Genomic DNA, 22,217 nt, shown 5'->3' on the forward strand with positions numbered 1-22,217 from the left:
ATTTCCAGTCCTCTGTGGGAAAGTGGCCTGTATGAGTGGTGAACCAGTCCGAACCGTCTCAGCAGCCGAGTTGGCGGTACTGCTCGGCGCGGCGCCCATCGGTGGGCAACCGCTGTACCGCGGACTAGCCGACGCCCTCCGCGAGAGGGTCGCCGACGGATCGATGGCCGTGGGAGTCCGACTGCCCGCCGAACGGGCCCTCGCGGAGGAACTCCGGCTCAGCCGGGTGACCGTCAGTGCCGCGTATCGCGAACTACGCGAGGCCGGTTGGGCGTCGGCGCGACACGGATCAGGGACGTACGTGGCGATGCCCTCCGGTCCGCCGGCGTGGGGAAGCATGCTGGGTGCGCCCGTCGACGGTGTCATCGACCTCGTCAACGCCGCGCCGGCCGCGGCCCCTGAGCTCAGGGAGGCCTATCTGGACGCCGTCGACGAGCTGCCCCGTTTCATGCCTCAGCACGGTTACCACCCCGGTGGACTGACGACGCTGCGTGCGGCGATAGCAGGCCACTACACCCGCAGGGGTCGCCCGACCACCCCGGACCAGATCCTCGTCACCGGCGGCGCGGGTGATGCGACCGAAGTGGTGTTCGAGGCTTTGGTCGAGACGGGCGACCGGGTCCTGGTCGAACATCCGACCTATCCCGGAGCGGTCGAGTCCGTGCAGGCGGCGGGGGGCCGCCCTGTCCCTGTGCCGATCGATGCGAGGGATCCCGACGCCTTCATCGCCGAGGCGGATCGCGCTGCCCGGCAGAGCGCTCCCACCGTGGCGTACCTGATGCCGGACTTCTCCAATCCGTCGGGAGCCAGGGCGACTCCCGACGGGAGGCGGCGGCTGGCCGCGACCATGGCCCACCACGGCGTGGTGACCGTCGTGGACGAGGTTGCGGCGGAACTCGTGCTGGACGGTTCGGGCGACCTCGAGCCGTTCGGTGTCCCGGTCCCGGAATCGGCGACCGTGGCGATCGGCAGCCTCAGCAAGACCGTGTGGGGAGGTATCCGCATCGGCTGGGTGCGCGCCGAGGCCGCCCGCACCGCGCAGATGGCGAAGATCATGGCGCGGAGACAATTGTCGGTCTCCGTTCTCGACCAACTCGCTGCAGTGCGGCTGTTCGCGCAGCACGAAGGGCTGGTGGTACGTCGTCGCCATGAGTTGCGGGGGCAGCGTGACGCCCTCGCAGCGGCCGTCACCGAGCGGTTGCCGGGTTGGAGCTTCCAGCTGCCGTCCGGCGGGCTGTCGTTGTGGTGCCGCCTCCCGGCGGGGATCGGTTCGAGCGAACTCGTAGCAGCCGCACGCGCAAGGAATCTTCTGCTCGCGCCCGGACCCCGCTTCGGTACGGGTCATCTGTTCGACGACCACCAGCGACTCCCGTTCACCAGACCGGTCACCGAGTTGACCGCCGCCGTCGACGTGCTGGCCACCCTGGTGATGTCGGGCGAACCGTCGCTGTCCGCGGCGACAACGGTCGTAATCTGACTGCCCGGTCATGGCCGGAAAAAGATACCTGTGAACCGGAGTATCGGTCAGAGACCTGTTCGGTACCCGGAAAACCGGCGGCTCCTCCGCAACTGTCTGGCATAGTGATGGCCGCTGACCTGCTCGCCGGATTGTGGGGTTTCTCATGTGCTCGTTGATTCGTCGATCTCTGGGCGCCGCAGTCGCGGTCCTCGTTGCCGGCCTCGCCCTCACCCTCGCAAGTGCTGGTACCGGTGCAGCGCAGCCGCTGTTGCCGCCGCCCCCGGCGGCGGACGTCGCGTTTCCCATCCCGGACCCGGATCCGTTCTACCAGCCGACGCCGGACATCGCGGCGCGAGCGCCCGGCGATGTCCTGAAAGTGCGCCAGCTACCGCCGTCGTACTACTTCCCCGGCAGCGCGATGTGGGAGGTGCTCTTCCGGTCCACCGACTCGCAAGGGAACCCCATCGCGGCCAACACCACCTATGTACTCCCGGCGAATCACGCCCCCGACGGGCCACTGGTGTCGTACCAGCACATCATCAATTCGCTCGGGCACAAGTGCAAGATCGTCACCGAGCTGTACACCAGCGACCCGCTCCATCAGATTCGTGAGGCTGCCGGCCTCAACATCGCGTTGGCACGGGGGTGGGCGGTTTCGCTGCCCGATCACCTGGGACCGCGGATGGCCTACGGCGCGGCGAAGCTGGGTGGCCAGATCACCCTCGACGGGATCCGGGCCGTGAAGCGGGTGCCGGAACTCCAGGTCACGAACAGCCCGGTCGGGCTGGGCGGATATTCCGGTGGGGGAATGGCCACCGCCTGGGCGGCGGCGCTGGCCCCCACGTACGCGCCGGAACTCGACATCGTCGGTGCGGCCATCGGTGGTGCACCGATGAATCTGGGGAAGATGGCACAAGGTCTGGGTACCAATCCCCACCCTGCCTTCGGCCTTGCGATGGCCGCGGCGCTCGGGCTGGAACGTGAGTATCCCGACCGCATCGACGTCAGCGGCCAACTCAACGCTCAGGGCCGCTGGCTCAAGCAGATGATCGGCAACGGGTGCACCAACGAGATCATGCTGTTCGGCGTTGGCCGAAGCGCCACGGAAATGACCGACAACAAGAATTTCATGGACAACCCCGAAGCCTGGAAGGTGATGGACGAGAACAGCGTCGAGCTGTATCCCGGCGTGCCGAAGGCGCCGATCTTCGAATGGCACAGCCCCACCGACGCCCTGATACCGGTGGACTCCATCGACAACACGCTCCGGCGCTACTGTGAAGCCGGAACACCCGTGCAGACACTGCTCACTCCGACACCCGACCATCTGTCCGCGGCCGCTCTCGGGGTATTCCAGGGGCTGGATTGGATGGACGCTCGCTTCCGCGGCGATCCCCCTCCCAGCACCTGCTGAGCAGTCCGTCAGAACCGGTGGCGTGCCGCCGCGAGATCTACGCGGCCGTCCCGCACGGGCACGCCTTCGAGTTCGAGCTTCGCGATCTGGCGGCGCGCCAGATGCTCAGCCGGACGACCGCCGGCGCCCAGCACCCGGTGCCAGGGCAGATCCGCGGAATCGGTGCGCATGATCCAGCCGACCGTCCGTGGGCTCGACAACCCGGCAGCGGTGGCGATGTCGCCGTAGGTCGCCACGCGGCCGGGTGGGATCGACGCGACCAGTTCGCGCACGCGTTCGACCTGCTCCTCGGTTGTGGCGGGCATCAGAGAAGCGTGCGGATGAGCTGAGCCACCTCGTCGGGCCGGGCCTGCGGGACCATGTGGTCACAGTCGAGATCGACGGCGGTGAGCTGTTCACCCAGATGGTCGGTGAGGGCGCGTCGGAACTCGGGCGTGACATACGGCGGCTGCACCTTGGCCGCCTGGACGAGGACGGTGGGCAGGTTCGCCGGCGGAAGAACGGCGGGACGCGCCAGTTCGCCCCAAGCCGCGACGAGCGCCGGTACGGACATTCGCCAGTTGACCCGGCCGTTCGCGAGGGTGATCAGGTGCTCGGCGATCTCCGCTTCGAGTACCTCGGCGTCCACCTCACCCCAGGAACCGTGGACCTTCTCGGCACGTGCCTCGTCGACATCGGTGTAGTCGGGCGACGAGATCGTGTCGTCCGCCGCCGACCGCATCTTCTCGGGATCCAGCCCGATCGCCGGATCCAGCAGGAGGAGACCCCGGACCTGTTCGGGGACTGCCCGGGCGAGGTGGAGAGCCAGCGCGCCGCCGAACGAGTGGCCCACGACCAGAACCGGACCCCGTGCGTGAGTACGCAAGGTGTCGATCACGCACGAGACGTGCGATTCGAAATTCCATGGTGGTGACCAGCTGGACCGGCCGTGACCGAGCAGGTCGGGCGCGATCCAGCGCGCGTCGGGGATGTGGTCGGCGGCCAGGGCCTGCCAGCGCTTGCCGTGACCGGTCACGCCGTGCAGAGCAAGAATCTCGGGACCGTCTTCGGGGCCGAACAGATAGGTATGCAGTGCTGACACGGATCCATGATGCCGGATCGGGCCGACCGGCGAGATGTCGGACCGTTCTGGTGGAATGCCCGCATGACGGATTCGACGGTGCGCACCAGGACGGCTGCTCCTCGTGCCCGGCTCGTGCACCGTCGTCGGCCCGAGCAGGCACCCCGGGTCTGGGACGAATCGACGAAGCGGGTCTTCGCCACCGCGGCACCGGGTGTGGGCTGGAATCCCTGGCAGGTACTCGGCGGTCCGGGAACGGGCAAGACGTCACTTCTCGTCGACGTGGCGGTCGACCGCATTACCGGTGGAGAAGATCCCGAACACGTGCTGATCCTCACCCAGTCGCGGCGGGCGGCAGGCCGTCTACGTGAGGAGATCACCGCGGCGCTGCTCGGACAGGGCGAACAGCACGGTGCCCGTGCCACGCGCGAACCACTCGTGCGGACCGTGCACTCCTATGCCTTCGCAGTCCTGCGACTCCAGGCGGCAGCACACGGAAACCCGCCGCCGCGCCTCATCACGGGCGCCGAACACGACGCGGTGCTGCGCGAGATGCTGCACGGCGACATCGCCGACGGTGCCCACCTCTGGCCGGAGCGGCTGCGTCCCGCCCTGGGGCTGGGGGGATTCGCGGTCGAGGTGCGGGATCTCATGCTGCGTGCGAGCGAACGTGGGCTCGGCCCGGAGGATCTCGTCGCGCTGGGGCGTCGGCACTCGCGACCCGAGTGGGTGGCTGCCGGAAAGTTTGCCGCGCGATACGAACACGGCATGCTGCTGCGTGGGGCGGTCGGTGTGGAGGCTCCCGAGGCCACGGCCCCCGCTCTCGATGCCGCCGAGCTCATCGGCGCCGCACTCACGGCCTTCGCCACCGACCCCGACCTCCTGCGGACGGAACGTGCACGCGTGCGCCACCTCCTGGTCGACGATGCCCAGCACCTCGATCCCCAGGCGGCGGAGCTGGTCCGCCTCGTGGGCACCGGCACCCGGACCACCGTCGTCGCAGGCGATCCGGACCAGTCGATCTACGGCTTCCGTGGAGCGGATCCCGCATTCCTGATCGGGCTCGCGGACAAGGGTGACGAGCGCCAGATCGTTCTTCCACTCAATTTCCGCAGCGCCTCCGACGTGGCGGCGACGTCGGCACGCATCACTTCCCGGCTGCCCGGCCGGCTGCCCCACCGGACGTGGGTTCCGTCGAACGACGGCGGCCGAACGTCCGTGCACGTACTGAGCACACCCGCCAAGGAAGCCGCGGTCATCGCCGACACCTTGCGCCGCGCGCATCTCCTCGACGGGGTCCCGTGGTCCGACATGGCCGTCATCGTGCGCTCGGTGCCCCGTGCCCTGGCTCCGCTCCGGCGGGCGCTTCTCGGTGCGGGAGTACCGGTCACCACACCCGCGTCCGAGTTGCCGCTGGCCCGCAGGCACGGCGTGTCCGGTCTGATGCTGGTGCTCCGCGCGTTGTCGGGTGAGGAATTCACCGGTGAGGACGCGCTCGCTCTGCTCGCCGGACCGATCGGTGGGGCCGAACCGGTGGCTCTCCGACGGCTCCGGCGCGGTCTGCGTCGCGCAGAACTCGCCTCCGGCGGTGACCGCGACTCGGCAGAGTTGCTGCGCCTCATCCTGACCGGGGAGACCGGCAGTACCCGCAAGGTCGTCGCCAAGCTCACCGATGTGGAGGCGGCATCCCTCAACAGAGTGTTGTCCGTACTGCGCAAAGCGCGTGCGCAGCTCGACCGCGGACGCGGTGTCGAGGAGGTCCTGTGGGCTGCCTGGCAGGCGACGGGGCTGGAACGACGTTGGGCGGCGGCGTCGGCGCGGGGCGGCCCCATCGGTGCGCAGGCAGACCGCGACCTCGACGCCGTGGTCGCGCTGTTCGACGCCGCCGCGGGGTATGTCGACCGGTTGCCGCGCGCTCAGCTCGCCGGATTCGTCGACTATCTCACCGGCCAGGCCATTCCGAGTTCGTCGCGAACCGCTTCCGTAGTGCCGAGTGACGCGGTGACGGTGCTGAGCGCGCATTCCGCGGCGGGGCGTGAGTGGGAGGTGGTGGCGGTGGCAGGCGTGCAGGAGGGGTTGTGGCCGAGTCTGCGGACGCGCGGAAGCCTGCTCGGAACCGAGGCGCTGATCGACCTCGTCAGTGGAGTGTCCGACGGCACTGCGGAGGCGGCCGATCGGCTGTCGCGCACCGCACCGCTTCTCGCGGAAGAACGCCGTCTCTTCCTGGTCGCATGCAGTCGGGCACGGCGGAGTCTGCTGGTGACCGCCGTCGACTCTGCCGGGAGCGACACCGATCTCGTTCACTCCCGGTTCGTCGACGAACTACTCGTCGGAGCGGAGGGCGCGGACGTCGCGGACGCGGTGGTACCGGTCACGGATCCGTCTACCCGGGTCCTTGCCCTGCCCGCACTTGTCGCCGAGTTGCGGGGGGTGGTGTGTGATCCTCGCGTGGCCCGAGACGACCCGGATCGGCAGCGCCGGGCCGCTCGTCAACTGGCCCGACTCGCCCGGGCCGGTGTCCGTGGCGCGCATCCGGACCAGTGGTACGGCACGGCCGAGCCCAGTACCGCAGTGGCGTTGTGGACGGAGGAGGACGGGCCGGTGTCGCTGTCACCGTCCACCGTGGACCTCCTCAATACCTGCCCGCTGCGCTGGCTACTCGAACGCCACGGCGGATCCGACGGCGACAACACGCATGCCATCGCGGGAACGCTCGTGCACACGCTGGTGCAGGCGCTCGCCGGGCGCATACCGGCGGATCAGGTGGAACGGGCCCTCGAAGACGCCTGGGACTCCATCGATCTCGGTTCACAGTGGTATTCGCGACGGGAACTCGCACGGACCCGGGACATGCTGGCCACGTTCACCGCATGGCTCGGCACTACACGGTCCGAGCTCACCGAGGTCGGTGTCGAGGTCGCCGTCGACGGTGTGCTGGAGCCGAGGGAGGAGGGTGCGCCGGCGATTCGACTGCGTGGACGCATCGACCGGCTCGAACGTGACGCCGAGGGCAGGCCCGTGATCGTCGACGTCAAGACCGCTCGTGCGCCCGTGAGCAAGGAGGAGGCGCAGCAACACGCGCAGCTCGCGGCGTACCAGGTGGCGGCCGCCGTCGGTGCGATCGAGGGCGAACCGGCGTCGAAACCCGGCGGGGCCCGACTCGTGTTCGTGGCCAAGCCGCACAAGAAGGAGGGCGCTACGCAACGTGTGCAGGCGCCGTTGTCGGACGAGGACGTCGACACCTGGCTGGCCGTCATTTCCGCCGCGGCCGCCGCCACGAGGGGGCCACAGTTCCTTGCCCGCGTCAATGACGGTTGCCGGCACTGCCCGGTGCGGACGAGTTGCCCAGCGCACGACGAGGGCAGGCAGGTGACGTCCGAATGACAGCGCACATCGACCCGGTGGAACTCGCCATCGGACTCGGTCAGCACCCACCCACACCGGAACAGGCGGCGGTCATCGCCGCCCCGCTGGGGCCGACGCTGGTCGTCGCCGGCGCCGGAGCCGGAAAGACCGAGACGATGGCGGCGCGGGTGGTGTGGCTCGTCGCCAACGGATTCGTCGACCCGGAAGCGGTGCTGGGCCTGACCTTCACCCGCAAGGCTGCTCAGCAGCTCACCAGTCGCATCCGGAAAAGGCTTGCCCGGCTGGCGGGTTCGGATCTTCTTCGGCGGGTCGATCCCAGTGGTGAGCTGAGGTCCAAGCTCCTCGCTGGTGAGCCGGAGGTGAGCACCTATCACGCGTACGCCGGGCGGCTGCTGTCCGAGCACGGGCTGTTACTGCCCATCGAACCGTCGGCCACCTTGTTGTCGGAAACGGAACTGTGGCAGCTCGCTCATCGCGTGGTCAGTTCGTGGGACGGCGACCTCGACACCGACCGGAATCCGGCGTCGGTCACCGAGGCCGTGCTGGCGCTTTCCGGACAATTGGCAGAGCACCTCGTCGAAGCCGAGGATCTTCGGGAGGCGCACACCGAACTCGACAAGCTTGTTCACACACTGCCGGCAGGACCACGCCAGCGAGGCGGGCCGGGTAAGGAATTGCTCGACATTCTCGACACACAGCATCGGCGGGTGGAACTTCTTCCGCTGGTGCACCGCCTGGCGGAGACGCTCCGGCGGGAGGGCGCCCTCGACTTCGGCAGTCAGATGTCGCTTGCGGCACGTGTCGCATCGGACCACCCCGAGGTGGGGCACGCCGAGCGTGCGCGCTTTCGGGTGGTGCTGCTCGACGAGTACCAGGACACCGGGCACTCCCAGCGTGTGTTGCTGTCGTCATTGTTCGGCGGCGGCCTCGACGGGCGGCTCGCCCTCACCGCGGTCGGTGACCCGATGCAGTCGATTTACGGATGGCGTGGCGCGTCGGCGGCCAACCTTCCGCGGTTCGCCACCGACTTCCCGCTGCCCGACGGCACACCGGCGCCGACACTGGAATTGCTGACCAGTTGGCGGAATCCGCCCGAGGCGCTGGCGCTCGCCAACCTGGTCTCGGCGCCGCTGCGGGAGCGGGGAGTGCAGGTCAGTACGCTGCGGGCGCGGCCGCATGCTGTTCCGGGCGATGTGCGGCTCGCGTTGACCGGCGACGTGGCCGAGGAACGCGCGTGGGTTGCCGACCGTATCGCGGAGCAGTACGCGCAGGCCTCGAGCAGGGGAGAGGATCCACCGACTGCGGCGGTGCTGATCCGGCGCAACGCCGACGCCGCGCCGATCGCGGAGGTGCTGCGCTCGCGCGGACTTCCCGTCGAGGTGGTGGGGCTGGGCGGTCTGTTGCACACTCCCGAGGTGGCCGACGTGATCGCGATGCTGCGCGTGGTCGCCGATCCCATGGCAGGCAGCGCTGCGGTCCGGTTGTTGACGGGGGCGCGGTGGCAGATCGGGGCTGCAGACCTGACGGCGTTGTCCCGGCGAGCGAGGGAGCTTGCCATCGGAACCGGATACGGCACCGCCGGCGCCGTCACCGACTCCTCGGCACTGGCGGAGGCGGTCGAGGGCGCATTGCCCGGCGAACAGGCCGAGCAGGCCGGGCTCGCGGACGCGTTGGCGGATCCCGGACCAGCCGAACGATATTCACCGGTGGGGTACGCGCGCATCACCGCAGTCGCAGCCGAGCTGGCATCCCTGCGTGAGCGGATCGGGCAGCCCCTCACCGAACTCGTGGCCGAGGTGGAACGGGTACTCGGCATCGGCATCGAGGCTCAGGCCCGGACCCGCACTGGTGCGGGAACAGGCGCAGGGCGCGAACACCTGGACGCCTTCGCGGATGTCGTTGCCGGATACGCCAGCCGGTCCTCGGCCACCATCACCGGATTGCTCGCGTTCCTTTCCGCGGCCGAATCCGTCGAAAAGGGATTGGCGCCCGGCGAAGTGGAGGTCGATCCGCACCGCGTCCAGGTGCTCACGGTGCACTCGGCGAAGGGGCTCGAATGGGAAGTGGTGGCGGTGCCCCATCTCACCGCAGGCGTGTTCCCGTCACGGACCGCGACCGGAACCTGGCTCGGCGCCCTCGGTGAATTGCCGCCGTCGTTGCGTGGCGACCGCGCGCGGACGGGAGAATCCGCAGACGGCGTACCGGTTCTCGATCTCGAAAACTTGTACAGCCGTAAGGATCTCGAGGATGCCGTCAAGTCGCACAAGGCGGCCCTCTCGGCGCGCAAGCTCGACGAGGATCGCCGGCTCTTCTACGTTGCGCTCACGCGGACGGAGCGGGTGCTGTTCGCTTCCGGTCATCACTGGGCGGAGTCGGGCAGCGAACCGAAGGGCCCGTCCGAGTTCCTCACCGAACTCCGCGACTTGATCGCAGACGAGGCACACGAGGGTCTCGGCGCCGTGGACGTATGGGCGCCCGCACCCGACCCCGAGACGCAGAATCCTCTCACCCGAACCCCCAAAGCGGCAGCGTGGCCGCCGGACCCGCTGGGACTGCGACGGGAGTCGGTCGAACACGGTGCTTCCCTGGTGCTCGCGGCGCTGACCGAAATCGGTGATGCATCCCTGGAAGACGAAGAAGACCCCGAGAACTGGGCGGCCGACGTCGACGCGCTCCTCGCTGAACGCGAAGCCCGCGCGCAGGCTCGCCTCGAAGTGGTCTTGCCTGCGCAGCTGTCGGTGAGTCAGCTGGTCGAACTCGAGGCGGACCCGGATGCGCTGGCTGCGCGGTTACGCAGGCCACTTCCGTACCCGCCGAACCCGCTGGCACGGCGAGGAACCGCGTTCCACGCCTGGGTAGAGCGCCGGTTCGGGGCCACCCGGCTGCTCGACCTCGACGAGCTCCCGGGCGCGGCCGACACCGATGCAGGACCGGACACGGACCTGGTGACGTTGCAGGACGCATTCCTACGTTCGTCGTGGGCTCATCGCAGTCCCATCGAGGTGGAGGTTCCGTTCGAGACGGCGGTGGCAGGGACAGTTCTGCGTGGGCGGATCGATGCGGTGTTCGCGGACCCGGACGGCGGGTGGACGGTGATCGACTGGAAGACCGGAGCGGAGCCGAGTGCCGACAAGGAGAAGGCGGTGGTGATGCAGCTCGCCGCGTATCGGCTTGCCTGGGCCGAGCTGATGGACGTACCCCTGGAGCGTGTGCGGGCCGCGTTCCACTACGTCCGCACAGGCCGCACGATCGCGCCGGACACCCTGCCGGACGCCGACGCTCTTGCCGGCCTCGTCCGCACCGCCGGCGCGGACGAGGAAGCGCGTCAGGCCTGACGGCGCACCTTCAGGGCCTCGGTGACCAACGGGATCTGCAACGGAAGGCGCAGCAGCACACCAGTTTTCTGCAGGCGCGACATCTCGGTGCTCTTCAGCCAGTCGACGGCCATCGAGATGTTGGCCGGATAGACCGCAAGGAAGAGAAGCGCGGCCAGTCCGCCGCCGAGCCGGCGGGTTCTCGGTACCACAAGTGCCGCACCCACCGTCAGTTCGGCCACACCGGACGCGTAGGTGTACGTCCGCGGGTCGCCTGGGAGTCGCTCGGGAACGATCGCGTCGAAGAACTTGGGGGTGACGAAGTGAAGCACGCCCATGCCGAGAAGCAGGGCGGCGAGTCGGAGCGCGGGCGTGCGGCCGGTCCGGGAAAGGGTGTTGACGCGTTGCATGACGACAGCTTGCCCGAATCACTCCCGTCACGACAGCGAGACGCCGCTGTGACGATTGAGCGAGACGCCGCTGTGTCGATTGAGCGAGACGCCGCTGTGACGATTGAGCGAGACGCCGCTGTGTCCCTTCGAGGAGAATCGGGGTTAGGCTGCCAGCCGATGTCGGAGTTCTGTGCCCAGTGGAGACGAATATATGGCCGGTAGGCTACGTGCGAGATTGAACAGGTCGGACACCTTGACGGACCGGCCGGACTTCGCACTGGTGGGTGTCCTCAGGATTCCCCAGTTGCAGACCAGTCCTGCGCGGGCGATCTACCGCCGAGTGGCGATCGCTCTCGCCGCTCTGGCCCTGGCCGTCCTGATCGTCTACATCGATCGCGCCGGGTATCGCGACGCCCAGGACAACGAGTTGTCCCTGCTCGATTGCGTCTATTACGCCACGGTGTCGTTGTCGACGACGGGGTACGGCGACATCACCCCGTTCACGCCGTCGGCGCGACTGATCAACGTTCTGCTCATCACACCCCTTCGAATCTTCTTCCTCATCGTCCTGGTCGGTACGACACTCTCCGCTCTCACGGAGAGTTCCCGGCAGGCGTTCAAAATCCAGCGCTGGAGGCAGCACGTGCGCAACCACACGGTCGTGATCGGTTACGGAACAAAGGGGCGCACCGCAATCGACGCGATGCTCGGCGACGGGGTCACCCCGTCGGACATCGTCGTCGTCGACACCGATCAGGCGGTCCTCGAATCGGCGGCAAGCAAAGGGCTGGTCACCGTCCACGGTTCCGCCACCAAGTCCGATGTCCTGCGGTTGGCGGGGGCCCAGAATGCGGCGGCCATCATCGTGGCGGCCAACCGCGACGACACCGCCGTTCTCGTCACCCTGACGGCACGCGAGATCGCGCCGCAAGCGAAGATCGTCGCGGCCATTCGAGAGTCGGAGAACACCCACCTGCTGCGGCAGTCGGGCGCCGACTCGGTGGTGGTCTCCTCCGAGACCGCGGGCCGGCTGCTCGGCATCGCGACGACCACTCCCAGTGTCGTCGAGATGATGGAGGATCTGCTGACTCCGGAGGCCGGCTTCGCGATCGCCGAACGAGCAGTGGAACGCGACGAGATCGGCGGTTCACCGCGGCATCTCGCCGACATCGTCCTCGGTGTCGTCCGGGACGGGCGACTGGTGCGGGTCGGCTCCCCGGAGGTCGATTCGGTGGAGGAGAACGATCGGTTGCTGTACATCCGTAGGGTCGCTAACTGACCGGCAGTACTGTCGACGTGTGACTGCATTCCGGTTGAACGAAACCCCGCTCCTGTCGCGCTCCGCGGTCGGCCGCGCCGAAGAATTGCGTTCGGACACCGACGCCCTGCGAACGGGATGGCAGGACGCGGTACTTCTGCGGGTCAATCATCGCGGTCAGGTCCGTGTCGACGACGACGGCCTCGTGTTCGGAGCGGCAACCGAGCTCGGTCCGGAACCCGTCCGCGGTGCGGTTTTCCTGGGCATCCGCAAGGACCGGCATGTCTGGGCGGTGCGCGTGCAGGCCATGACCGGCGAGTTGGCCGACCTTCGCGTGCTGGGCGGAACGCTCGACGATGCGGATGCCGGCGTGCTGACCGGCGCGATCGCGATGTTGAACTGGCACGACAGTGCCGGTTTCAGCGCCCTCGACGGCGTTGCGTCGGAACCGACGATGTCGGGTTGGTCACGAATTTCGACCAGCACCGGGCACGAGGAGTTTCCGCGCACCGATCCCGCCGTCATCTGCCTCGTCCACGACGACGGAGACCGGGTGCTACTGGCACGGCAACCCACGTGGCCGCCGCGCCGGTTCTCGATTCTCGCCGGATTCGTCGAGGCGGGAGAGTCGCTCGAGACGTGTGTGATGCGCGAGATCAAGGAAGAAGTGGGTCTCGAGGTCCGCGACGTGCAGTATCTCGGTAGTCAGCCGTGGCCGTTTCCGCGGTCGGTGATGATCGGATTCTCGGCCGTCGGCGATCCCGACGCCGCGTTGATCTTCGCGGACGGCGAGATCGCCGAGGCTCGCTGGTTCACCCGCGAGGAGGTGCGCAATGCACTCGAGTTCGGTGACTGGGCATCCGACGCCGACGCACCCCTGCTGCTCCCCGGCTCGATTTCCATTGCCCGCGGAATGATCGAATCCTGGGTGGGGGCAGACGGGGCGAAGGCCTAGACCCCGAGTGCCTTCTTGACCTGGGACAGGGACGGGTTGGTCGCGGTGCTGCCGTCGGCGAACTTGACCGTGGGGACGACGTGGTTGCCACCGTTCACGCTACCGACGAACTCGGCCGAAGCCGGATCCTCCTCGATGTCGATCTCCACATAGCCGATGCCGGACTCGTCCAGCTGCTTCTTCAAGCGGCGGCAGTAGCCACACCAGGTGGTGGAGTAGATGGTCAGGGCCTTGTTGTCTGTAGCAGTCACGGCGCATATAACACCACGGCCGAGTGAAGTGTTCCCATGCGGCTCTTCCACCGCTGCGCGGGGTGTCGGTTGTCCCTGCCATGATGGACGCCATGTCAGCAGGTGCCCCCGAGGTGACGAGTACCGGCCTCGATCCCGAACAGTCCGCGGCCGTCCTCGCGCCTCGTGGTCCGGTCTGCGTGCTGGCGGGCGCGGGCACGGGAAAGACGCGGACCATCACCCGAAGGATCGCCCACCTCGTCGCCAGCGGACACGTCGCGGCGGGACAGGTACTGGCGGTCACGTTCACGGCCCGGGCTGCGGGGGAGATGCGAGGCAGGCTGAGGAGCCTCGGAATAGGTGACGGCGGCACCCAGGTGCAGGCGCGCACCTTCCACGCGGCCGCACTGCGCCAGCTGAGGTACTTCTGGCCGCAGGTGGTCGGAGACACCGAATGGCGGCTGCTGGACCGAAAGTTCGCGGTGGTCTCCGCTGCGGCCGGCCGGGTTGGGTTGTCCACCAGTACCGAGAATGTTCGGGACCTGGCAAGTGAGATCGAATGGTCCAAGGCGTCACTGATCGCGCCGGAGGACTATCCGCGTGCGGTGGCGAAGGTGCACCGCGAGGCGCCTGCCGACGCCGCCAAAGTGGCCGAGGTGTATCACGGTTACGAGCAACTCAAGGCTCGAGGCCAGGATGCGATGCTGCTCGACTTCGACGACCTCCTGCTGCACACCGCGGCCGCCCTGGAGGAGCATTCGGCGGTAGCAGAGGAGTTCCGGGACCGGTACCGGTGCTTCGTGGTCGACGAGTACCAGGACGTGACGCCACTGCAGCAGCGGGTGCTCGATGCATGGCTCGGTGAGCGGGACGATCTCACGGTCGTCGGCGATGCCAACCAGACCATCTACTCGTTCACGGGCGCCACGCCCAACTATCTGCTCGACTTCTCGCGACGGTTCCCCGAAGCCACCGTTGTCCGCCTCGAGCGCGACTACCGGTCGACCCCCGAGGTGGTCTCGATGGCCAACCGGGTGATCGGCGCGGCGCGGGGCAGGATCGCTGGTACGCGGTTGCAGTTGATCGGCCAGCGGAAGTCGGGGCCCGAACCGACTTTCGCGGAGTTCGACGACGAGCCTGCCGAGGCCGCCGGGGTGGCCCGTGCGATCAAGCGGCTCATCGCCCGCGGAACGCCTGCCGCGGAGATCGCGGTGCTGTACCGGATCAACGCCCAGTCCGAGGTGCACGAGCAGGCCCTGACCAAGCTCGACATCCCCTATCAGGTCCGCGGCGGCGAGGGCTTTTTCACGCGGACCGAAGTTCGTCAGGCCGTATCGGCACTGCGTCAGGCGGCCGGTCGCGACGACCTGCCCGATGCGGTGGGTGCCGACCTCGTCACCCTGGTGCGTGCCGTGCTGGTGCCGTTGGGTTTGACCGACACGGAACCTTCGGGTGCGCAGGCCCGCGAGCGATGGTCCTCGCTGTCCGCGCTCGTCGCTCTCACGGAGGAACAGCTGGCGCAGGATCCCGATCTGACGCTCGACGGACTGCTCCGCGAACTCGGCCTTCGCGCGGAGGCGCGGCACCCACCGGTGGTACAGGGCGTCACGCTGGCGTCGTTGCATGCCGCGAAGGGACTCGAGTGGGATGCGGTGTTCCTGGTAGGTCTGACGGACGGCACCTTGCCCATTCAGCACGTGCTGGGCGATGCCAACTCGGCCCCCGACGAGGCCGCGATCGAGGAGGAGCGCAGGCTTCTCTATGTCGGGGTCACCCGTGCGCGCGAACACCTGCAGATGTCCTGGGCGCTCTCCCGCAACGAGGGCGGCCGCAAGAGCCGTCGGCGTTCCCGGTTCCTGCACGGGCTGATTCCGGAAGACTCGCCGGCGTCGCGCATCGCCGCTCCACCCCAGAATGCGAAGAAGCGTCCACGGTGCCGACTGTGCGGAAAGCCACTGATCGGTACCACGGCCACGATGCTCGGACGGTGTGAAGGTTGCCCGTCGAATGTGGATGTGGAACTGCTCGATTCGCTGAGGTCGTGGCGGCTCGAGAAGTCCAGGGAGTTGAAGGTGCCCGCGTATGTGGTGTTCAGCGACAACACGCTGACGGCGCTCGCCGAACAGCGCCCGCAGGACGACCGGGGACTTGTCGCGATCCCCGGGATCGGCGCCAAGAAGCTCGAACAGTTCGGTGAGGATGTGCTCGGTGTGATCAGGTCGAGCGGATCGCCATGACGACTCTCCGTCCGCAGGCAAACAAAAGGCGCATCGCCGCAGGTCAAAAATAGGTTGTGCGGATATGGAATTTTGCCTACTGTGGTTTCAGCGCACGGGGGGACTCGTGCAGTTCACATCGGTTCGACAAGAAATGGAGGTGGCCCCGACATGAAGTTCTACTCCGTACACAAGACGGCAGTCGCTGCCACCTCTGCGTTGCTCGGCATGAGCGCGACGGAGGCGGCACCGGCAATTGCCTGGTCGGCATCCCGTCGTCGTCCCGCAGCAGCAGCCGAGTCCGTGTCGCGGAGTTGTCGAGGAATTCCTCGCTAGAACACTCCCACCGTCTTTCCAAGGCCACGGACCCGCATCGCGGACCGTGGCCTTTGTAGTTCGAGCACTTTCCTCGCTCGCAGCCTCGGCTCTGGTTCGCACCTTGTACATCGAACCGACAAACGACCGACGCACTGAGAGCAGAGGAGAACGACGTGTCTACCGTGACATGCCGAGGGGTATCCGAAACCTCAACCGCCACAAGCGGATTTGTTGACATTGTTTCCACCCGACGGGATCTGCCCTGCCGGGCCGACGATCCGGACCTGTGGTTCGCGGATTCCCCCACCCAGCTGGAGCAGGCCAAGGCGCTGTGCGCGTCGTGCCCGATCCGGTTGCGCTGCCTGGATGCAGCGCTCGATCGGGGCGAGCCGTGGGGAGTCTGGGGCGGCGAAATTTTCGATCAGGGAGTCGTGGTCGCCCGTAAGCGCCCCCGCGGCCGCCCGCGCAAGGCGCAGACTCTGGTGTGTGCCTGACCAGTCGAGTGCATGGACAACGGCGTCCGCCCGGGAACTCGCACGAGTTGTCTGGGCGGACGCCTGACGTCGTTCAGCGGACGGTGGTGCCGTCGCCCTCCTGCGTATCGTCGAATCCGGGAAGCCACCGCGTGAGGATCGCCATATAGGGTGCGTACGCATCGAGCTGAGCGCAGATACCCACCGAGCCGACGAGGACTCGGAAAATCATGAGGTACTCGGGTGGCAGACTCAGGGCCCGGGCAGTCCGAAACTGTGCGCTGTTGAAGTCCGTTGCGGTGCCGGCAGCCTTCTGTAGCCAGGCACGGGTGAAGTGGAAGGATTCGGTCCGAATCGGATCCGTCAGCGGACGCAGGTAGTCAGCGATCTCCTTGTCGGTTACGGTCCGACCGGGAAGAACGAATCCGTTGGCGTGCAGCAACTCCGTCAGCTCGTCGAACTGCTCGTGCAGTGCCAGACGCACCATCGTGCCGAGGACGGGAGGCAGGCCGTCGGGAAAGGGTGCGGCAGCACCGAAGTCGATGACGCCGAGCCGACCGTCGCTGTGCAACATGAAGTTTCCCGGATGGGGATCACAATGCAGCAGTCCGACCCGCGCAGGGGAGGCGAAGTGGAATTCGGCCAGCAGAGCGCCCGCAGTGTTGCGTTCCTCGGGTGTTCCGTCGGCGATGATGGCCGAGAGCGGCTTCGCGGTCATCCACTCGCTCACCACCACCTTGGGGGAGCTTGCGACGACGTGCGGGACCGCGAACTGCGGATCGCCGTCGTAGACCTTGGCGAACCGGCGCTGATTGTTCGCCTCGATGCGGTAGTCGAGTTCCTCTTCGGTGCGGGCAGTGAACTCGTCGATGACGGGACGCACGTCGACGCCGGGCATCACCGACGCAAAGAGACCCGCGAAACGTCCGAGGGTCTTGAGGTCTGCTCGCAGGGCTTCGTCGGCCCCCGGATACTGCACCTTGACGGCGACGTCCCGGCCGTCGGCCCACACGGCGCGATGTACCTGCCCGATGCTGGCCGAGGCGGTCGGCGTGTCGTCGAAGGACATGAACCGCTCACGCCATTTGGTACCGAGCTGCTGGTCCAGCATTCTGTGCACAGCGCGTGCAGGAAGGGGAGGAGCCTGCGCCTGAAGTTTGTTGAGCGACTCCCGGTAGGGCTCGGCGAACTCCTCGGGGATCGCCGCCTCCATCACACTGAGGGCTTGACCGAGCTTCATGGCCCCGCCCTTGAGTTCACCGAGTACGGCGAACAACTGCTCCGCTGCCCGTGCGCTCAGCTGCGCGTCGATCTCCACCCGGTCGCCGCCGGTCAGCTTCCTGCCGAACCCGACGGCGGCACGACCGGCGATCCCCAAGGGAATGCTCGCGAGTTTGGCGGTGCGGGCAGAACTCCTGCGGGGGATGTCGGACACTCCACCATCATGACGGAAGACGGCTCGATTCGCCCACAGCGGGTGCCAGGTACGCACAGCTGCAGGTCACCTGCCTCGGCCATCTTCGGGTGACCAGTCGGTGAGCGCCGAGGTCGATCTCGAGGGTCGCGTCGAGGCTGGCAGGTGCGTGCCCTCGAGGAGAGGACAGGACGACCTCGAGTTGCCCCAGCGCCACGGCAGTGGTCGCCATGATGACCGCGGGGCTTGCGTGCCCCACCGTCCCGAGGAGTTGTGCGGCCAGATGCGGCCAGTCCTGGTCGTAGGCCGAGCGAAGCAGATCAGCGCAGCGGAGACAGCTGGTGTGACCGGGGAGAACGAGCGGACCTACGACTCCTCGCCCGTCACGTACCCGCACGGGGAGGTGGGGGATCCCGCTGCGCACGAGATCGGCGACCAGTCGCGGCTCGGCAACCAGATCGTCGGCGAGCACGGCGCAGGTGGCGTTCCACCGTCGCACGTCGCCTTCTGCGGAATAGCGGGACGACCGCGAGACGCGGATGCCGGCGTCGGTCAGTCCCGCCGAGACTGCGTCCGAGAGCGGTCCGCGACCGTGCACCCGAACCGTATGGGTCTCGGCGGCGTCGGGGGAGTCCGTGACGTCGAGCAGTCCTGCCCTGTCGAGGTCCCCGAGAAGCTTCGAGAAGTCGGTGGGCGACATACCGCTTTCGACCGCCGTCCAGAGCACGTGCGGTCGGGAGGTCTTGCCGTCGAGTAGTCGGAGAATTGCCAGGAGTTGCTCAGTGAGGATTCCGGGCGGCGGCTCGAGGATCAGGGCACGCTCGGGATCCCAGCCGAACTGGACGCGGCCGTCGGGGCGGGTCAGTACCGCGATGCGAGGGTCGAGAGTGGGGCCGATGGGACGCGGATGCTGGACGGTCACACGCAGAGCGTGTCACGACGCATCCGCGCCCCTACCGGTCCGACGACGGTTATCCACAGGACGAAACGGCGGCTGACCTGCCAACTCTCGGCCGCACCGAAATTTCGGACACGGCGACTTTCAGGAGGTCGGTTCGTCGCCCGCGCCGGAATCGCCGCGCTCGGCTTCCTCGGCTCGCTCGCGCGCTTCGGTCGCCTCGAGCTGCGCCATCGGATCGTCGAAGTTTCCCCTCTCCCCACCGCCGAGGACGCGATCGACGAACATGCCGGGATTGTCGAGGTCGGACGAGTCCGGCAGCAAGTCGGGGTGAGCCCAGACACCGTCGCGGGCGTCGATGGTGGACTCCGAGGTGAGACGGCGCCAGAGCTGGGCAGCCTCGCGCACCTTGCGGGGGCGTAGTTCGAGACCGACGAGGGTCGCGAATGTCTGCTCTGCCGGTCCACCGCTGGCACGTCGGCGCCGGAGTGTCTCGCTCAACGCCGCGACTCCGGGCAGGCGGTCGTTCAGTGCGGCAGACACGACAACCTCGACCCACCCCTCGATGAGGGCGAGGAGCGTTTCGAGACGCTCGAGGGCCTGTTTCTGCTCCGGTGTGGTCTGCGGTTCGAATGCGCCTTGCTGGAGGATGTTCTCGAGCTGCGAGGGGTCGGTCAGTGCGGACGGGTCGAGTCCCTTCGCCATGTCTTCGATGGCGGAGAAGTCCATGGTGATTCCGCGCGCATACTCCTCGACGGTGGCGAGGAGTCGTTGCCGCAGCCACGGGACATGGCTGTAAAGGCGCTGGTAGGCGGCCTCCCGGGCGGCGAGGAAGACGAGAATCTCGCGGTCGGGCTGTTCGAGGCCCTTGCTGAACCTTTCCACGGCGGCGGGAAGAAGTGCTCCGGTACCGGCCGGGCCGAGGGGCAACCCGATGTCGGTGGAGGTCAGCACCTCTTTCGACAGCTGGCCGAGAGCCTGGCCCAACTGTGACCCGAACGCGAGACCCCCCATCTGGCTCATCATGCCGAGCATGGGCCCGGCCATCTGCTTCGCCTCTTCGGGCAACCCCTGCACCCACATTCCCGACACTTTCTCGGCGACGGGATCACACAGCCGCTTCCACGTGTCGAGGGTGTTGTCGAGCCAGTCGTTGGGCGTCCACGCGACGGTTCTCGTCGCTCCGGCAGGCAGGGTCGTCGCCGCATCCAGCCACAGTTCGGCCAAGCGCGACGCGTCGGCGATCGCCTCCGAATTACCCTTGGTGATCGGTGTGACCGACCCCATCTGCTGGCGCGCGAGCTTCTTCGCGATCTCGTAGTTGACCGGACCGGTCTGCTCGCCCGAACCCATCGACGACCCCATGCCGCTCAGCATCTGACCGAACTGGGTGAGCATCTGGCCGAGGGCCGCCGGATCGAAATCACCCGAGGGGAAACCACCCGCCCCGAAACCGAAGTCCCCGGGGCCGCCCGCATTCTTGGCGCTGTCGGGCCCGGACTGGTCTCCCTTGTCCTTGTCACGGTCGGGATCGTCGTCGGAGTTCGAGAAGCCGAACGGCATATTGCTCATGACTCAACGGTACAAGGCCGACAGTCCCGGGGTCCCTCTCCGCGTCCCGCTGACGGCGAACACGCCCGCGGTCGCGCGGGGTGACGGCGGCTGCGCGCTCTACCCTGGTCCAGGTGAATCGACGGATAGTGACACTCCTGGCTGCCCTTGCCCCGATCGTGGTGCTCGGAGTGCTCGGAACGGTCATCACGGTGCCCTATGTGGCCCTCGGTCCCGGCCCGACCTTCAACACGCTCGGCGAAGTGGACGGCGAAGAGGTGGTCGCCATCGAGGGGGCCGAGGTGGACGACACCACCGGACACCTCAACATGACCACCGTGGCAGTGCGCGACAACCTCAACGTGTTCGAGGCTTTCGGCCTGTGGGCCAGCGGGCGCCAGGGAATCGTTCCCCGCGAAGAGGTGTACCCGCCGGACAAGTCGAAGGACGAAGTGAAGCAGGAAAACGACGCAGACTTCCAGCAGTCCGAGAACAGCGCCGAACTGGCAGCCCTTCATTTTCTCGACAAGCCGGTGGCGCTCGAGATCGCCAAGGTCGGCGAGGACGGCCCGTCCAGGGACATCCTGAAGCAGGGCGACAGGCTCGTCAGTGTCGCGGGCACACCGGTGTCCACGGTAGGTGACGTCCAGCAAGCCGTGGCCGACACTGCGCCGCAGACGGAGGTGCCGGTCGTGGTGGTGCGCGACGGCGTCGAAACTTTCGTCCCGGTGGTCCTGGGCGCGCGCCCGGACGACGGATCGAAAGGCTATCTGGGCATCACTCCGGAGGAGTCGCCGGACGTCCCGTTCACCGTCGACTTCAATCTCGCCGACGTCGGCGGCCCGTCGGCGGGACTGATGTTCGCGCTCGCGCTGATCGACAAACTCAGCCCGGGTGAACTGAACGGCGGCAAGTTCGTTGCGGGCACCGGCACGATCGACTCCGACGGAGACGTCGGGCCGATCGGCGGCATCAAGTACAAGCTGATCGCCGCGAGCGAGGCAGGCGCCGAGACGTTCCTCGTTCCCGCGATGAACTGCGACGAGGCGCGACAGGGTGCGCCCGACGGGCTGCGGTTGGTAAAGGTCGAGAACCTCGACGGGGCGGTCGACGCACTCGCGGCCGTCAACTCCGGAGCCGACGCGCCCCACTGCTGAGACCGGCCCGGCTGGTCGTCGCTGAGACCGGGGCCGGCCTAGTCGTCGTCCTCGGCTGCATCGAGGGTGGCGTACAGGGCGCTGACGAGATTCGGTGCCAGATTCTCGTATGTCAGCAGCTCGATCGGCGCGTAGGGATCGGCGTCCTCGTCGGGTCGCAACTGCATCAGGCACAGCGACGGTCCGTCTCGCAGTACCGCTGCGATCAATCGGGCGGATCGACGGTCGGGATGGGACTCGGCGGCGGCCCGCGCGGCGTCGTCGGCGGCGTCCCGATCGGACAGCAGGGGTACCAGTGCCTCGTCGAGGTCGGATTCCGCCTCGGGCGGCAGAATGACGATTTCCTGCACCAGCGCGCATCCCGCCACCGATTCCGGCCAACTGGTGGTGGCGAGGAACTCGTCGAGAGCGCGTGACCCGCCGGAAATGTCGTCGGGAAACGGATCCTGTTCTATGGGAGTCAATTCCGCACCGTCGGCCAGCTGGTCGAGCAGGCTGGGTTCGGCGGCGGCGAGAAGCTCGGTCGGGACGAGTGCGAACATCTGCGGGGGCTGATCCCACCCTCCTGCATCGACGAATTCGACGACCTCGCGCACACAACGGGCAAGGGCGTCCGACTCCGGGTTCACATTCTCTTCACTCACGGACTCATCTTCGCACCCTCCGAGGAGGACCGGCGGTCGCGTCCGCCCGTTGTTACGTAGAGTGGGACGAAACGGTCACGCCCACGCAGTCGGGTGTG

General features: G+C 67.6%; 17 protein-coding genes. 9 read left to right on the plus strand and 8 right to left on the minus strand.

Annotated elements, in window-relative coordinates:
- The first annotated feature begins 31 nt into the window (after nt 1-31).
- Complete coding sequence (locus tag HYG77_RS28240) at nt 32-1,477, plus strand: PLP-dependent aminotransferase family protein (RefSeq protein WP_208961272.1); 1,446 nt, start codon at nt 32-34, stop codon at nt 1,475-1,477.
- A gap of 145 nt (nt 1,478-1,622) precedes the next feature.
- Nucleotides 1,623-2,873, plus strand: a complete 1,251-nt coding sequence (locus HYG77_RS28245; RefSeq protein ID WP_208961273.1) for a lipase family protein — start codon at nt 1,623-1,625, stop codon at nt 2,871-2,873.
- An 8-nt stretch (nt 2,874-2,881) separates the two neighbouring features.
- Here HYG77_RS28245 and HYG77_RS28250 read toward each other — a convergent pair whose 3' ends face one another.
- Both HYG77_RS28250 and HYG77_RS28255 read right to left on the minus strand, forming a co-directional pair.
- Nucleotides 2,882-3,178, minus strand: a complete 297-nt coding sequence (locus HYG77_RS28250) for an MGMT family protein (RefSeq protein WP_109331198.1) — start codon at nt 3,176-3,178, stop codon at nt 2,882-2,884.
- On the minus strand, nt 3,178-3,954 hold the full coding sequence (locus tag HYG77_RS28255) for an alpha/beta hydrolase (RefSeq protein ID WP_208961274.1): 777 nt from the start codon (nt 3,952-3,954) through the stop codon (nt 3,178-3,180). The genes HYG77_RS28250 and HYG77_RS28255 overlap by 1 nt, the downstream gene beginning before the upstream one ends.
- Nucleotides 3,955-4,017: 63 nt before the next feature.
- Here HYG77_RS28255 and HYG77_RS28260 point away from each other — a divergent pair, with 63 nt between their 5' ends.
- On the plus strand, nt 4,018-7,317 hold the full coding sequence (locus HYG77_RS28260) for an ATP-dependent DNA helicase (protein ID WP_208961275.1): 3,300 nt from the start codon (nt 4,018-4,020) through the stop codon (nt 7,315-7,317).
- Nucleotides 7,314-10,634: a UvrD-helicase domain-containing protein gene (locus HYG77_RS28265; RefSeq protein ID WP_208961276.1), complete on the plus strand. Its 3,321-nt coding sequence runs from the start codon at nt 7,314-7,316 to the stop codon at nt 10,632-10,634. The genes HYG77_RS28260 and HYG77_RS28265 overlap by 4 nt, the downstream gene beginning before the upstream one ends.
- On the opposite strand, the gene HYG77_RS28270 is transcribed toward HYG77_RS28265, so the two are convergent.
- Nucleotides 10,625-11,023 (minus strand): hypothetical protein, encoded by a 399-nt coding sequence (locus HYG77_RS28270; RefSeq protein ID WP_208961277.1) that lies wholly within the window; start codon nt 11,021-11,023, stop codon nt 10,625-10,627. The two genes, HYG77_RS28265 and HYG77_RS28270, sit on opposite strands and share 10 nt — an antisense overlap.
- Before the next feature lie 193 nt (nt 11,024-11,216).
- Between HYG77_RS28270 and HYG77_RS28275 the strand changes: the two genes are divergently transcribed.
- Both HYG77_RS28275 and nudC read left to right on the plus strand, forming a co-directional pair.
- A complete protein-coding gene (locus HYG77_RS28275; RefSeq protein ID WP_109331193.1) occupies nt 11,217-12,284 on the plus strand; it encodes a potassium channel family protein in 1,068 nt (355 codons plus the stop codon).
- Between the two features lie 19 nt (nt 12,285-12,303).
- On the plus strand, nt 12,304-13,218 hold the full coding sequence (nudC, locus tag HYG77_RS28280) for an NAD(+) diphosphatase (RefSeq protein ID WP_208961278.1): 915 nt from the start codon (nt 12,304-12,306) through the stop codon (nt 13,216-13,218).
- On the opposite strand, the gene HYG77_RS28285 is transcribed toward nudC, so the two are convergent.
- The gene (locus tag HYG77_RS28285; protein WP_109331191.1) at nt 13,215-13,469 is read right to left on the minus strand and encodes a mycoredoxin; all 255 of its coding nucleotides are present in this window, start codon (nt 13,467-13,469) and stop codon (nt 13,215-13,217) included. The genes nudC and HYG77_RS28285 overlap by 4 nt on opposite strands.
- 80 nt (nt 13,470-13,549) lie before the next feature.
- Here HYG77_RS28285 and HYG77_RS28290 point away from each other — a divergent pair, with 80 nt between their 5' ends.
- Together HYG77_RS28290 and HYG77_RS28295 are read left to right on the plus strand one after the other, a co-directional pair.
- Nucleotides 13,550-15,685 (plus strand): ATP-dependent DNA helicase UvrD2, encoded by a 2,136-nt coding sequence (locus HYG77_RS28290; RefSeq protein ID WP_208963550.1) that lies wholly within the window; start codon nt 13,550-13,552, stop codon nt 15,683-15,685.
- 470 nt (nt 15,686-16,155) lie between these two features.
- Entirely contained in the window at nt 16,156-16,476 is a 321-nt protein-coding gene (locus HYG77_RS28295; protein WP_269467591.1) for a WhiB family transcriptional regulator, read from the plus strand.
- 73 nt (nt 16,477-16,549) lie between these two features.
- Here HYG77_RS28295 and HYG77_RS28300 read toward each other — a convergent pair whose 3' ends face one another.
- The 3 genes from HYG77_RS28300 to HYG77_RS28310 all read right to left on the minus strand — a co-directional run bounded on the left by HYG77_RS28300 (nt 16,550) and on the right by HYG77_RS28310 (nt 20,339).
- Nucleotides 16,550-17,890 carry an AarF/UbiB family protein gene (locus HYG77_RS28300; protein ID WP_208961279.1) on the minus strand — a complete coding sequence of 447 codons (1,341 nt, stop codon included), beginning with the start codon at nt 17,888-17,890 and terminating at the stop codon, nt 16,550-16,552.
- A 7-nt stretch (nt 17,891-17,897) separates the two neighbouring features.
- Entirely contained in the window at nt 17,898-18,791 is an 894-nt protein-coding gene (locus tag HYG77_RS28305) for a hypothetical protein (protein WP_109331187.1), read from the minus strand.
- 120 nt (nt 18,792-18,911) lie between these two features.
- The gene (locus tag HYG77_RS28310) at nt 18,912-20,339 is read right to left on the minus strand and encodes a zinc-dependent metalloprotease (protein ID WP_109331186.1); all 1,428 of its coding nucleotides are present in this window, start codon (nt 20,337-20,339) and stop codon (nt 18,912-18,914) included.
- A gap of 113 nt (nt 20,340-20,452) precedes the next feature.
- Here HYG77_RS28310 and HYG77_RS28315 point away from each other — a divergent pair, with 113 nt between their 5' ends.
- On the plus strand, nt 20,453-21,475 hold the full coding sequence (locus HYG77_RS28315; protein WP_208961280.1) for a PDZ domain-containing protein: 1,023 nt from the start codon (nt 20,453-20,455) through the stop codon (nt 21,473-21,475).
- 38 nt (nt 21,476-21,513) lie between these two features.
- Here the strand turns inward: HYG77_RS28315 and HYG77_RS28320 are convergent, their stop codons facing one another.
- Nucleotides 21,514-22,119 (minus strand): PPA1309 family protein, encoded by a 606-nt coding sequence (locus HYG77_RS28320; protein WP_159925965.1) that lies wholly within the window; start codon nt 22,117-22,119, stop codon nt 21,514-21,516.
- Nucleotides 22,120-22,217: the final 98 nt, after the last annotated feature.

The organism is Rhodococcus sp. ZPP, from assembly GCF_017656075.1.
GTDB classification, from domain to species: domain Bacteria; phylum Actinomycetota; class Actinomycetes; order Mycobacteriales; family Mycobacteriaceae; genus Rhodococcus_F; species Rhodococcus_F oxybenzonivorans.

Coding starts and splice junctions, on each gene's coding strand:
- HYG77_RS28240 (WP_208961272.1), top strand. CDS start 32: ATGAGTGGTGAACCAGTCCGAACCGTCTCAGCAGCCGAGTTGGCGGTA.
- HYG77_RS28245 (WP_208961273.1), top strand. CDS start 1,623: ATGTGCTCGTTGATTCGTCGATCTCTGGGCGCCGCAGTCGCGGTCCTC.
- HYG77_RS28250 (WP_109331198.1), bottom strand. CDS start 3,178: ATGCCCGCCACAACCGAGGAGCAGGTCGAACGCGTGCGCGAACTGGTC.
- HYG77_RS28260 (WP_208961275.1), top strand. CDS start 4,018: ATGACGGATTCGACGGTGCGCACCAGGACGGCTGCTCCTCGTGCCCGG.
- HYG77_RS28265 (WP_208961276.1), top strand. CDS start 7,314: ATGACAGCGCACATCGACCCGGTGGAACTCGCCATCGGACTCGGTCAG.
- HYG77_RS28270 (WP_208961277.1), bottom strand. CDS start 11,023: ATGCAACGCGTCAACACCCTTTCCCGGACCGGCCGCACGCCCGCGCTC.
- HYG77_RS28275 (WP_109331193.1), top strand. CDS start 11,217: ATGGCCGGTAGGCTACGTGCGAGATTGAACAGGTCGGACACCTTGACG.
- HYG77_RS28290 (WP_208963550.1), top strand. CDS start 13,550: ATGATGGACGCCATGTCAGCAGGTGCCCCCGAGGTGACGAGTACCGGC.
- HYG77_RS28310 (WP_109331186.1), bottom strand. CDS start 20,339: ATGAGCAATATGCCGTTCGGCTTCTCGAACTCCGACGACGATCCCGAC.